Here is a 12558-nt window from a genome sequence, read left to right on the forward strand (position 1 = left end):
ATAATACCTCCTTAAATTTTATTATAGATGTACGAAGATTCCTAAACATATTGTTATTAATAATTCGCAAGAATTGCATTTTTCTATATTACCTCCATTTTCCGATTCTCCAAACTTGAGAAGGCTTTCGCCTTCTTCAATTTCCTCTTTTTTGAAGGGCCTTCGACTTACTGAAACTTCCCCTCCCTTGAGGGGAGGGGATAAAGGGGAGGGTGACAATTCACTGATTATCACTTCCATCACCCCATCGATATTTCTTAATACATCGTTATTCCAAAATCTTAATACCCTGTATCCTTGTGACCGAAGCCACCTATCCCTTATTTTATCAATCTTGCTCTCAAAATGCCCACTGCCATCAACCTCAATAATCAATTTTTTCTCAAAACAGACAAAATCCACAATATAGCGTCCTATCATCTGCTGTCTTCGAAATTTTACACCTAATTGTTTATCTCGTATCTTATACCATAATCTCTTTTCTGCTAAGGTCATATTGCCTCTTAGGCGTTTTAATATTATTTTGTTTCGTGGGGTTAGTTTCATTCTTTCACCCCCACCTTAATCCTCCCCCCTCAAGGGGGAGGAAAAGAGAAGGAGAATCCCCCTCAAGGGGGAGGAAAAGAGAAGGAGAATCCCCCTCAAGGGGGAGGAAAAGAGAAGGAGAATCCCCCTCAAGGGGGAGGAAAAGCGAAGGAGAACCCCCTCAAGGGGGAGGAAAAGAGAAGAAAATTTGCCATCAAGGGGGAGGGCATTAAAAGCGATTCTACTCATACCCCACTGCCTTTAGCAAATCGGCACGGGCACTCAAATAATCCTTCAGGGCATTTAGATAATTTATCTTTGCCTGCATCGTTGCGAGTTGTGAATCAAGATATTCAAGGTTTGTAGCAAGTCCGTTTTTGTACCTTGTTTCCATCATATTGAGTGCCTGCTCTGCCTGATTTATATTCTCTTTCGCCGCAGCAATCGCCTCCTTTGCCGCAATCAGATTGAAATATGCCTGCTTCACCTCAAGGATAATTCCCTTTGTTAGATTTTCATAGGCAAGTTCCACTTCCTTCATCTGTAAGGTTGATTTGTTATATTCATAGAGATTTTTATAGCCACTGAAGATGGGCCACTGGAATCCAACATTAAATGTAAGGTTTGAACCCCAGTCATTGCCGCCAAAACTGAATGGTTTTTTGCGGTCATAACTAACACCCGCAACGAGCGTGGGCAGGTTTGAACGGGCCTTGAGCGTCTTTGCAATTTGGGTCAATTTCTCAACTTTATCCAGATTCTTCAATTCTGCACGATTATTCAATGCCTCCTGTTTGAGGACCTCAAGGTCGTAATCAGATTCGGTTATCTCAAGGGTATCTATTAAGTTGAATTCCTTATCCTGCGGCAACCCCAGAAGCATTTTAAAACCTTCACGCGCAAGGCGTAAACCATTTTCAGCCTCAATCAGCTTCGGCTTGAGATTAGCAACCTGGACCTGGGAGCGGAGCAGGTCAAATTGTGAAACAAGTCCTGCCTCATAGCGCTTGCGCACTGCCTCCTCATGCCTTTTTAACTGTTCCATACTCTCTCTGGTCAATTCCACCATCTTCTCCAGAACCAGTAATCCGTAGTATGATTTAACGACCGAACAACGCACCTCCTGTTTTTTTCTTATCAATTTCAATTCTGCAATATCACGATTGATTCCCGCAATCCGATAGGCATCATATATCTTACCCCAGGCAAATAATACCTGCTGGAGCGAGACCTGGAAATTATAATTTTCATGTTGCCCCATTGGAATTGCAAGGGAATCCATCTGAAAGACGGGCAGGTTGCTCAAATAGGCATAATAACCGGTTGCCGAGATTGTCGGATAGAATGCCGAGCGGGCAATGCCGATGTCGGCTGCAGATTTATTTAAATCAATGGTGAGTTGTTTTATTTCTGCATTGTTGTTATAGGCAAATTCAACTGCCTCGTTTAATGAAAAGTTGACCGTATCCTGGGCAGTCAAAAGAGTTAGAAGAACAAATTGTAGCATAAGACCCCCTTACAATTAAATCCCAAACAAATTTCAATTTTCAAACTTCCAAACTTTTTAACATCAACTTCTATCATGGTAGAAAGAATTTTAAGCCGAAGCCGTTGACAAAGAATTTTTCGTCTTTATCAAAAAAGCCATATTTATAAATGTTAGCGCTCGTGAGATAATGATATTGCAGATGGGAAAATAATGCGAGATTATCCAATGGCTTAATCTGGAATTCAAGACCTCCTGTAAAACCAAGGTCTTTTTCATCCATTTTATCGCCGGTCGGTAGTGTAATAACCTGGTCGTTAAACAATCCCTGCCACAGATACCAGCCAAAGCCAGTCTTTAAATGCATCTGGAACAAGCCACTCTTTAAGAAAGGCAAAAGATTGTAGGTTATGGTTAATGTCAAAGGTGTGTATTTGTATGCAAAAGGTCCCTGTTCAGGTGGAGCATCATAGCGGATGATCGCACCACTGAACTCAATCCCAAGTTTAGGAATAATGTTCGCCACACCTATCTGGATACTCCATTGGTATTTGCTTTTTGGTTCTTTTAAGGTATCCTGGTAGAGGAGATAATTTGAATAATTAGGTCCAATAAAGACCTGTCTTGCATCCAAGCGGGGATTGAATCGCCCGGCAATGAACAAGATTAATAGTATGTTCATCTTGACTCCTTTCGGTTTTGTAGACCTTCAAAAAATAGACTGAGAATTTCTTCACTTACCTCTATTTGCTCAGAAGTAAAGATACTTAATAAAAGCGGTGCCCGCATGATATTAAGAAAACTGATAGCAGCGATGCGGGGGTTTATTTTACGAAATTCACCATTCTTAATCCCAGTTTCAATTATTTCTGCTACCGAAGAAATAATCTGATTGATGATGGGGAAAACGCGTTTTTTTACGCCCTTCATTATTCTGAATGCCTGATTTATATTTTCCATGGACACAACCGGAAAAAATTTATGAAATTCAATAGCATGGAGGAGCCAATCTCCGGCAATCTTCTTTAATTTCTCACTGCTGGTCAAATTTTCGCGATCGACGCTTTGCAAATCTGCCAGTGCGGAATTAAGGTGGGTTTCGATGATATTTATATATATTTCGGTTTTATCCTTAAAATATAAATAAACTGTCCCCTTTGCGACCCCCGCGGCCCGGGCAATATCATCAACCGTGGTTTTAAAAAATCCCTTTCGGGCAAAGATTGCCATCGCTGATTTCATAATCTTCTCACGCATATCTTTCTTCATAATAACTAATTTAGACTCCTTTTAAGATAAAAAAGTTTATAATGACTGACCAGTCAGTCATTATATCTAAAAATTAGAATATGTCAACAGGCCGATTTACAGAGTCCTCTCAACATTTTTTCTTGAAATTTTAGTCTTCATGCTAAATATTATTTTATGCACTTATTTTTGCTGTTTTAAATACTTTTAACAGATGTGTATTAAATCACACTTTCAATCCCCCTCTTTCCCCCTTTTGTAAAGGGGGATAATGAGGATTATTAAATGAGTTTTTTATATAAAATAATCGTAAGGCAGACCTTGGATGGAGTTTTTAATCAACTATTGTATTTTTATAACTTTTTCTATCTTCTTTAAATCTTTTTGTCTTATTTCTATGAGATATATGCCCGGTTGTAAGCCATCTGCGTGCCAGATAATATTATCTTTACCATCAAACGATTCCCTGAGCCGACCTGAAATATCAAATATCCTGACTCCGGTAATGCCTTTTCCCTTTATCAATAATTCTTTTTTAAACGGATTCGGTTTTAATTCAATTCCCGCATTAAAATCTGCTTTCATTTCCGCAATTCCCAGCTGGGCAGAGGTCTCATTGCTCAGGCGCGATTCCGCAAACGCCCTTATCTGGGCAGTGGCACAGTAATAATAGGTAATCCCTGGCGAGACATTGTAATCATTATATGTAGTATCGGTTATGAGTGCCGTATTTATTTTTGTATAAGGTCCGCCCGATGTCTGACTACGATAGATATTATATCCAGCAATATCCGGCTCGCGGTTCTTATTCCACACAAGATTGATATGGTCAACCGCGGCGGTTGCATTTAAATTCTGGGGTGGTTTGGGATGGAACCATCCGGTATTCCACTGGTCATGATAATAAGTTCCCCAGTCAGTATAATAGCCACAATATGGAACACCCGAAATCGTCCAGAGATTGACCGTGCCATCGCTTGTTAACAGGGCAATTTCAATATCACCATCAAGGTCAACATCACCGACAGAAGGACTGTTAACAATCGCGGCTGAGGTTGTTGGAATGGGCCAATCAGTAACTAAAGAACCATTTCCCTCATAGGCATAGAAATGTCCAGGATTTGTATTATCTGCAACCAAGACTTCACGCAGGTTGTCATTATCAACATCAAATACGATTGGTGAACATTCAAGCATATCACAATTCACGGGCCAGCCACTGACCTGAGTTCCATTATGATGCCTTGCCAGGAGATTTGGTGCACCGATGATATGACCACCGCCAAATATCTCTAAATCTCCATCCCCATTAATATCACCGACCACAGGCATTGTATAAGTCTGGGGTCCGGGAAATGTCTGGGGCCAGTTTGTGAAATTTGTGCCATCGTGGTGATAGATATTTACATAGTTGACACTATTGGTATAATAGGAATGTAAAATCTCCTGGTCACCATCATTATCTAAATCAGCAATCACGGGCTGGGCATAACTCATGCCACCTGCAACATTGAGCTTGGGCCAGCCCGGTTCAGTATTCCCATTCTGGTCCCATACATATACTGAGCGATAAGATAGACAGACGATTTCAAAGAGATTATCATTATCTATATCTGCAACCGCAACCGAAGCAACGGCAAGATAGTCGGTATTCTGGGGCCAGCCCGGATAGACCGTGCCATTGTGATGCCAGACATAGACATGACCTGGCTGTCCTGACTGCATCTGCGCCATTATAATCTCTAAATCGCCATCACGGTCAAGGTCGAAAAGGACGGGTGCGATAAAACCGAGAACTCCATTCGCATTCTGGGGCCAGTTAGGATAACTCGTTCCATCATGGTTATAAATATAGACATAACCATTCCGTGCCGCAATCACTATCTCCATATCTCCATTATTATCAATATCACCTACTGCAACCTTTGCCTGAACCATTCCGCCGACTGTTACTGGCCAGCCCGGCATTAAATTTCCCTGATAATCCCAGATATAGACTTGATTATTCGTGGAGCCGACGATAATCTCTAAATCGCCGTCGTTGTTAATATCGGCAAGATTCACACCGCTTGGTGCATAATATGGATTGACACTGATTGACTTTGGCCAGTTTGGCATCTGCTGGGGTGGGGTGAATGTTTGTATCCAGTTTCCCTCAAAATTTCCGACCGGGTATGTTCTGCCATCAAGATCTGTGCAGACAATATTCCCAACATTTCCTAATAACAAAACACCGATTAAGAATAACATAATCTTCTCCTTTCTACCCCTTTTTAATCCTCCCCCTTCAAAGGGGAAAGATTTTTGAGGGATGAAATGCCGGAGGGGGGATTTGAACCCCCACGCCCGAAGGCCTACGCCCCTCAAACGTATGTGTCTGCCAGTTCCACCACCCCGGCACAAATAATGGATTCTGTTTAATCTCCTGATATTATAACTAAAATCGGAAATTTGTCAATTATTAACTTGTTGACTTTTTAGCAATTTTAAATAGAATAGTCCATGCACTGGAGAAAAATATGATGCAAAATTTTAGACGCAATACCAGGTTGATTTTATTCATCGTGGTGGCTGCCTTTGTTCTTTTGATTTTCTTTGAATGGGGGCTCAATGTGACCGGTATATCCCAGCGTGAGGAGACCAATATCGCCCATATCGATGGGGTTCCGGTTGCTTATACCGATTATATTCGCTTCGCCCAGAATAAAGAGCGTGAAATCAAGAATATCAGCCGGGAAGATATCTGGAATCTGATGATCGAAGAGATAATCTGGAATAACCTTATAAAGAAAGAAAATATCAAAGTAGTGGATGAAGAAATCTGGGCGATCATTAAAAGCAATCCACCGCGAGAGATCTACGAATCGGATTTTATGAAGGATAGCACCGGAAAATTTGATTACAATAAATATCTTGAACTCATCAAATTACCCCAGAGCCGCCAGTGGCTCATGGAATACGAATTTAATTTAAGAAGGCAATTACCACGGGAAAAACTCCGTTCTTTGATTTACACCATGGCCTGGGCTTCCCCTTTTGAAGATAGCCTCACGATGGCGAAGTTTGCGGTCCAGTATGATCTATCATTTTTGAGCCTACCGCTTTTCCGCCTTAAGGAGAAGGTTGAGATTAGCGATGAAGAATTGAAAGAATATTACACCAAACATCTTAAGGATTTTACCAATCCTGAAACGAAGATTTTAAAATATGTATTTTTTGAAAAATACCCTTCGAGTGAAGATTCGCTGGAGGCCCGGGAAAAGCTGGAGGATCTTTTATTACGGGTGAAAGAAGGCGAGGATTTCTTAAAGGTTGCCCGGGAAGTTTCAGACGATACGCTGGTCGAAAAGAGATTCAAGGATGAAAAAGAACTTTTGCCCTATGAGGCCGAAGTTTATAAAAAATTGAAGGATGGCGAAATATCAGAAATAATGCTCACTTCCCGGGGTTATGAGTTAATAAAACGTGCCGGTAAGGGTTTGATATATTCGGCAAAGGTTAAAATTGATATTTCTTCTACAACCCTGGGAGAATTGGGTGACCGGATTGAATCGTTCAAACGGGCAGTAAAAGAACTGGGCTTTGAAGAAGCAGCTAAGGAATATAATCTCACTCCTCATAAGACCCTGCCTTTGAATCCGGAAAGATTGAATTTTCCAGTGCGCAATCAAGAAGAACTCGCAAAGGAATTGAAGAAATTGAAATTCAAAAAGGTGATCGGACCCTTCAGCAGTTTTGGCGGTTATTATCTCTTTATCCTGGATTCAGTAATCCCGGCAAAGGTATTGAGTCTTAATAACGAAAATGAGAAGAATATAATCCGCTCTCGGTATGAACGGGAGAGATTAAAAACGAGGCTCAAAGAATATCTGGAAGATGTCTTTAAACAACTCCAAACAGGGAATACCCTGGAAAGGATGGCACAAATGGATACCACCTTATTCCTGCAGACAGGATTGCGGAATTTAAGTTTGAACGAAATTGAGATGCGGTATGGACCAGAATTCGCCGGGGTGGTGGGGTCTCTGGATTCCGGACAGGTTTCCCGTCCGCTGGTGACCGAATGGGCGGGTTATATCATAAGATGCGATAATAAGAGAGTCATGCCTTTTGATACGAGTTTGGTTAAATACATCCAGTATCTCCGTCAGGCACGTTTTCAAAGTTTGAGTCAGGCAATCTTTACACCACGGCAGATAATCGATAATCGGGATAAATTTTTTGAATAATTTATCATTGACATCAAACAGGGAGTTGGTATAATTGATCATGGCTCAATTTGATAAGATATTATGTCCTTATTGTCTTTTCAGTGCCAAATATGTGGATCTGGTAGTCAATCCAGAAGGTGATTATATCTGTCCGGAATGCAATGCCACATTCTTTTATGAAGAGATAATGCAGTTATATGGGTTTACCCAGATGTTTATTAATGCCCGACCAACCGGGCAGGAACCATTTACTCTTTAGTCTTCCTCAAGCCGGACTTTAAAATCTCCTTTTACTATCTCCCCGATTACCAGAGGCTTTAGGGCTTTAAAAAATTTTAGATTTTGCGGCTTTATTATCGCCACCATGCCGATGCCCATATTGAACACCCGGTACATCTCATCTTCTGGAACCTTGCCGATCTCCTGGATGATTTTGAAAATTGCCGGAACCTGCCACGATTTCTTTCGGATCACGGCGGCGGTCCCCAGAGGCAGGATGCGGGCAATGTTATCATAAAATCCACCGCCGGTAATATGGGCAAGGCCATTTATATATTTTAATCTGGGTTCCAGTATCTGACGATAAGACTTATGGACTTTCAGAAGTTCCTCACCCAGTGTACATTTGAGTGCTGGAAGATAGGTGGTGAGGGTATATTTGCGGAATAAAACACGGCGCGCCAGCGTATAGCCATTGGTGTGGAGCCCTGAGGATCTAAACCCCAAAAGGATATCTCCGGGCTCAATACGTTGGGGATCGATATAATCCTTTTTATCTACGATCCCCACGATAAAACCCACCAAATCATAAACCCCGCGGGGGTAAAACCGTTTCATTTGGGCGGTCTCGCCCCCGATCAATGCAATCCTTTCTTTTTTGCAGGCTCTGGTTATCCCTTTTATCACCTCAGTGAGCACCGCATCACTGACTTCCGAGAACCCAATATAATCCATAAAGAATAATGGTTGGGCACCAGTGGTGAGGATGTCATTGACACAATGGTTGACTATGTCCATACCCACTGTAGTATGGATACCCATTGCACAGGCAATAAGGATTTTGGTCCCCACTCCATCGACACTGGCGATGAGCAGTTTATCGTCAATCGGATAGATACCGCCGAATAATCCAAAGGTTGATTCCTGGGGAAGGGTTGAGACAATTTGTTTTCCGAATTTCTTTTTTAATAAGTTCAAGCGCTTGATATCCACGCCGGCATTTTTGTATAACATAGAATATCCTCTTTTATTCTTGGAAAATCCTTCCTACCTCTGAGTTCGAGGGGATGCGATTATGCTTGTAGAAAAAGACCTTTTTATAGTCATATAAATCCTCTTCTCCGTAGTCAATATTGAAAAAGGAAAACGAAAAATTTACCTTAGGTTTTAAAGCATTGCCGAGCATTACTTCCACCAGAATTATTACCAGAAATAGCAATACCAGTGCCGGGGTAGAGAGAAATTTCAAAGAGATTTCTTTTTTAGGGCGGGTGATCTTGGGTGTGGGTTTGGCATAGGCGAGTTCAATCTGCCCGGTTGTAAGAAGGTGATAGAGACAGGAATAGGTATGAAATTTCCCCAGACCTGAGATGTCCACCAAGTCATTCACACTCCGATGTCCATCAATGAGCGAAAGAACCATTAATTCATCTTCGGGCAGTTTCAGTTTTAATTCCGGTCGTTCAACCTTTTTGAATACCAGATCAGGCGAAGGGATCTGTTTGACGATTCGAGGCCATTCGTCAAAACGGCGTGCTGACTCCAGCACGATGTTTTCGGTATTTAACCGGATCTTGATGAGGCTTTTCGGATAGATAACCGCCCCTTCTTCAAATTTGAATTCACCTTCCTGCCAGGTGAATACTTCATCAATCACTTCCTGGATTTTGAATTTTATGATCCGTTCAATCTCTTCAATTGTGAGATATTTGTCGTCGATTATGATATTCATTATCGGACGCTTAGTCTCTTCATGGATTTCTTTGATCATCTCAAAAAGATTCTTCTTGATGAGTCCGGAACGCACAAGATAATTTTCCAGGCGTTCGGTTTTTTCGCCTTTTTCAAAAAAAGCGCCGGTGATCTGCCCATCAATAAATCCGATATCTACCAGTTCGTTTTTTCTTTTGATCTTTAAAACGCCGGTTAATTTTTCTTGTGCAATCAACTGGAGAATACTGGCAAAATTGATACTCTTTAAATCCCCTTCAATCGGCATCGTTGCCTCCTAAGAGGAACAAAAAGGAAAATAGATAGCAAAAGAAGAGAATTACGACTCCAACCACAATGATTATAGGTGTCAATGAAAGTGCGATCCAGCCCGCGGGTTTAATAAGATACGATTTAAAAAAGAACGGGATATAAACGATCACCGCCAGAAATGTAAACACCATTCCTAAAAAGTTTTTATTCTTATAAATCAAACCAGCACCAGGAAGTAGGATATTTAAAAATACTTTCAGAAAACGGTCAAGCAGACGGTGTGTCCGCCCTAAGGATTGTCTCAATTCTTCTTCAATTGCCTCATTTTTTGTTGCGTTGAGTTTATTTATACAATCCTGACAGTGGAATTCCTCGCCAACCTCTTCAGCACACTGACGACAAACCGGTCTACGACAGATAGCACAACGATAGGGTGGGGAAAATTTGGAGGGCACAAAGGTGAAAAGCAAAACCAATAACAGCACAATCCAATGGAAATTTTTGACGAGACTTGAGAAAGAAAAATGGGGGGTAAAAAGTAAATTGTAAAATACTTTTGTCTCGGGGACGATATCTATCGGTTCATTCTGTGCCCGGACGCAGCCCCGTTTCCTTGCTTCTTCCATGAGTTCACCCGCTGCCAAATACTCAATCTTTTTATATTTCAACAGAGCGAGATTGAAATAGGGCTCACCACGGTCACTCACCATTGCCCGGCGGTAGAGTTCTTCAGCCCTTTCATCTTCCTCGTAGATTGCATAAAGGTTCGCAAGATTGTTTACAACATCCACACGATGGTTATTAAGATTGTAGTATAAATCCTCATATAACGCCAGGGCTTCATCATGCATTGCTTGTTTCTTATAGGCATAAGCCAAAATTTCTTTCTCCAGTTCCGACTCGGGATTTATCCGGATATCGCTATCCAGTGCTACTAGCTGATAGAGATAATAGGTTTTGTCTTTGCCTTTAAGAAAAGGCACAAAGTTAAACATTGTGGCAAATAAAGAAAAGAGTAAAAGCAAAAACAGGCAAAGCCGGAAATAATTTCTCTCCTGGGTGTTAAAGATGAATATAAGGATTATACCATAAATGAGGAAAGTGAGGTAAAAATTGCGTAATACAAGGCTGGGAATCAATAAAAAGGCAAAGCCGAGCATACCTTTAAATAGATTGTGTTTCAGCGGATCCAAACGATGGCTTAACACCGGGAGATAATAGATAAATTTAATCAAGAGAAAAACGAATAGATTAAAAAACAATGCAAGGAATAAAAGCATGATAAAATTCCCTAAAAGGAATATTTGATTGCGAAAATCCTTTAGGATAGGAAGCGAGAAGGCGGTTTTTAAAATACCTAAATTCCGGGTGCTGAGCCCCAGGGAAAGAAGTGAGAGGAAATTTTCTATCGCCAGGGAGTCAAAATGGATTGCCAGTTTGATTTTTTCGTATTTCTGCTGGAGTTCTTTGGTATCTTTTGCCTCCCACCTTAATACCCCGGCAAGATAGGAATTCCGGGGAATGGTTAAGGTCTTCAAAAAGGAATCGGCTTGGGGATCATTTGTTCGACTGCGCCAGAACCATAAAATAACCGGGTCGCTTTTGTAATCATTAAGTTTTGTGCGGTTGTGCATCAGGGTCACGAATATTGACTCGCTCCGGGGTGAGTCGATAAAGTTTTGGTAATCGCGATTGAACCCCAAAATCAGGGTGAAGATGATTATCATAATAGATTATACTGGAATTATCTCTCCTGTCAACTATTGAATGATTTTTTTGCTAACATCTTGAGATAGGCATAGATAAAATCGTCGATCTCCCCATCCATGACCCGCTCAATCTGAGTGGTTTCATAACCGGTCCGGTGGTCCTTTACCAGTTTATAAGGGTGAAAAATGTAAGAACGGATCTGATGTCCCCAGGCAATCTCGGTCTTTTGTGCTTCCAATTTATTCAATTTTTCTTCCTCAAGACGTTTGTAGTAATCGTAAAGACGGGCTTTCAAGATTTTCAGGGCGGTCATCTTATTTAAATACTGAGAACGTTCATTCTGACATTGCACGGTGATACCAGTAGGAAGATGGGTGATGCGGACTGCGGAAGAGACTTTATTCACATTCTGCCCTCCATGACCCCCAGCACGGAAGGTGTCAATTTTTAAATCATCTTCTTTTATTTCAAAACTCACTTCTTCTACTTCCGGATAGACAAAGACCGAAGCAAATGAGGTGTGTCGTTTCTGGTTGGCATCAAAAGGGGATATCCTGACCAGGCGATGGATTCCGGTCTCAGCTTTCAATAATCCGTAGGCGTATTTACCATGAATTTCAATCGTGGCATCCTTTATTCCAGCAACCTCACCCGGTAAGAGATCAATTATCCGGTAAGTGAATTTTTTTGTCTGGAGATAACGGGTGTACATCCGAAACAACATCTCTGCCCAGTCGCAGGACTCTGTCCCACCTGCTCCCGGATGGATGGTGAGCAAGCAATTTTTGGTATCATCTTCACCTCCTAATAATAACTGGATCTCTAAATCTTTGATCTTTTGTTCAATCGCTTTTAATTCCTGCTCGGCATCCTTGAGCAGTTCATCATCCTCTCCAGTAGCGAGTTCGAGGAGTTCATTTAAAAATGTCAAACCGTTTTCAATTTCCTTTAGCCGTGCCAAATATTCCTGTTTCTGATCAATCTCTGCCATTATCTGCTGGGCACGTTCTTTGTTTGCCCAGAAGGTGGGTTGATTGGTTTCTTCCTGGAGTTTCTTTAATTGATTGGCGATACGATCGGGGTCAAAGATACTCCTTCAGGCTTTCGTATTTCTTTTTCAATTCCTTTACTTCATTGATGGTGATAGAGATGTATTTACCAGATTTTTTCATTGTT

The 12558-nt window shown here is 41.3% G+C and carries 12 protein-coding genes and 1 tRNA gene; 2 read left to right on the plus strand and 11 right to left on the minus strand.

Annotated elements, in window-relative coordinates:
* Positions 1-21: 21 nt before the first annotated feature.
* From ABIL39_02520 to ABIL39_02550, 7 genes are all read right to left on the minus strand, one after another.
* The gene (locus ABIL39_02520) at positions 22-546 is read right to left on the minus strand and encodes an endonuclease domain-containing protein (protein MEO0164995.1); all 525 of its coding nucleotides are present in this window, start codon (positions 544-546) and stop codon (positions 22-24) included.
* A 15-nt stretch (positions 547-561) separates the two neighbouring features.
* Positions 562-774: a hypothetical protein gene (locus ABIL39_02525; GenBank protein MEO0164996.1), complete on the minus strand. Its 213-nt coding sequence runs from the start codon at positions 772-774 to the stop codon at positions 562-564.
* Complete coding sequence (locus tag ABIL39_02530; protein MEO0164997.1) at positions 767-2032, minus strand: TolC family protein; 1266 nt, start codon at positions 2030-2032, stop codon at positions 767-769. Before ABIL39_02530 ends, ABIL39_02525 begins: the two co-directional genes overlap by 8 nt.
* A 73-nt stretch (positions 2033-2105) precedes the next feature.
* The gene (locus ABIL39_02535; protein MEO0164998.1) at positions 2106-2693 is read right to left on the minus strand and encodes a hypothetical protein; all 588 of its coding nucleotides are present in this window, start codon (positions 2691-2693) and stop codon (positions 2106-2108) included.
* Entirely contained in the window at positions 2690-3280 is a 591-nt protein-coding gene (locus tag ABIL39_02540; protein ID MEO0164999.1) for a TetR/AcrR family transcriptional regulator, read from the minus strand. The genes ABIL39_02535 and ABIL39_02540 overlap by 4 nt, the downstream gene beginning before the upstream one ends.
* 321 nt (positions 3281-3601) lie before the next feature.
* Positions 3602-5509 carry an FG-GAP-like repeat-containing protein gene (locus tag ABIL39_02545; protein ID MEO0165000.1) on the minus strand — a complete coding sequence of 636 codons (1908 nt, stop codon included), beginning with the start codon at positions 5507-5509 and terminating at the stop codon, positions 3602-3604.
* 67 nt (positions 5510-5576) lie between these two features.
* A tRNA-Leu gene (locus ABIL39_02550) sits at positions 5577-5658 on the minus strand.
* Between the two features lie 120 nt (positions 5659-5778).
* On the opposite strand from ABIL39_02550, the gene ABIL39_02555 reads away from it, so the two are divergent.
* A complete protein-coding gene (locus ABIL39_02555; GenBank protein MEO0165001.1) occupies positions 5779-7488 on the plus strand; it encodes a peptidylprolyl isomerase in 1710 nt (569 codons plus the stop codon).
* Between the two features lie 40 nt (positions 7489-7528).
* Positions 7529-7729, plus strand: coding sequence for a hypothetical protein (locus tag ABIL39_02560; GenBank protein ID MEO0165002.1), 201 nt, complete (start codon positions 7529-7531; stop codon positions 7727-7729).
* On the opposite strand, the gene purM is transcribed toward ABIL39_02560, so the two are convergent.
* The 4 genes from purM to prfB all read right to left on the minus strand — a co-directional run bounded on the left by purM (position 7726) and on the right by prfB (position 12554).
* Positions 7726-8703, minus strand: a complete 978-nt coding sequence (purM, locus tag ABIL39_02565; protein MEO0165003.1) for a phosphoribosylformylglycinamidine cyclo-ligase — start codon at positions 8701-8703, stop codon at positions 7726-7728. The two genes, ABIL39_02560 and purM, sit on opposite strands and share 4 nt — an antisense overlap.
* A gap of 13 nt (positions 8704-8716) precedes the next feature.
* Complete coding sequence (locus tag ABIL39_02570; GenBank protein ID MEO0165004.1) at positions 8717-9688, minus strand: DUF4388 domain-containing protein; 972 nt, start codon at positions 9686-9688, stop codon at positions 8717-8719.
* Positions 9678-11399 (minus strand): hypothetical protein, encoded by a 1722-nt coding sequence (locus ABIL39_02575; protein ID MEO0165005.1) that lies wholly within the window; start codon positions 11397-11399, stop codon positions 9678-9680. Before ABIL39_02575 ends, ABIL39_02570 begins: the two co-directional genes overlap by 11 nt.
* 29 nt (positions 11400-11428) lie before the next feature.
* A protein-coding gene (gene prfB / locus ABIL39_02580) for a peptide chain release factor 2 (GenBank protein ID MEO0165006.1) occupies positions 11429-12554 on the minus strand; the annotation gives its coding sequence in 2 pieces (ribosomal slippage) (positions 11429-12469 and positions 12471-12554; 1125 coding nt in all).
* Positions 12555-12558 lie beyond the last annotated feature (4 nt).

Source organism: candidate division WOR-3 bacterium, assembly GCA_039802205.1.
Classification (GTDB): domain Bacteria; phylum Hydrothermota; class Tepidihabitantia; order SM23-42; family JAOAFX01; genus JAOAFX01.

What these genes read in the sequence shown, in the direction of transcription:
- ABIL39_02545 (MEO0165000.1), bottom strand. Translation starts at nt 5,509, where the DNA reads ATGTTATTCTTAATCGGTGTTTTGTTATTAGGAAATGTTGGGAATATT.
- ABIL39_02525 (MEO0164996.1), bottom strand. Translation starts at nt 774, where the DNA reads ATGAGTAGAATCGCTTTTAATGCCCTCCCCCTTGATGGCAAATTTTCT.
- ABIL39_02530 (MEO0164997.1), bottom strand. Translation starts at nt 2,032, where the DNA reads ATGCTACAATTTGTTCTTCTAACTCTTTTGACTGCCCAGGATACGGTC.
- ABIL39_02575 (MEO0165005.1), bottom strand. Translation starts at nt 11,399, where the DNA reads ATGATAATCATCTTCACCCTGATTTTGGGGTTCAATCGCGATTACCAA.
- ABIL39_02560 (MEO0165002.1), top strand. Translation starts at nt 7,529, where the DNA reads ATGGCTCAATTTGATAAGATATTATGTCCTTATTGTCTTTTCAGTGCC.
- purM (MEO0165003.1), bottom strand. Translation starts at nt 8,703, where the DNA reads ATGTTATACAAAAATGCCGGCGTGGATATCAAGCGCTTGAACTTATTA.
- ABIL39_02535 (MEO0164998.1), bottom strand. Translation starts at nt 2,693, where the DNA reads ATGAACATACTATTAATCTTGTTCATTGCCGGGCGATTCAATCCCCGC.
- ABIL39_02540 (MEO0164999.1), bottom strand. Translation starts at nt 3,280, where the DNA reads ATGAAGAAAGATATGCGTGAGAAGATTATGAAATCAGCGATGGCAATC.
- ABIL39_02555 (MEO0165001.1), top strand. Translation starts at nt 5,779, where the DNA reads ATGATGCAAAATTTTAGACGCAATACCAGGTTGATTTTATTCATCGTG.
- ABIL39_02570 (MEO0165004.1), bottom strand. Translation starts at nt 9,688, where the DNA reads ATGCCGATTGAAGGGGATTTAAAGAGTATCAATTTTGCCAGTATTCTC.
- ABIL39_02520 (MEO0164995.1), bottom strand. Translation starts at nt 546, where the DNA reads ATGAAACTAACCCCACGAAACAAAATAATATTAAAACGCCTAAGAGGC.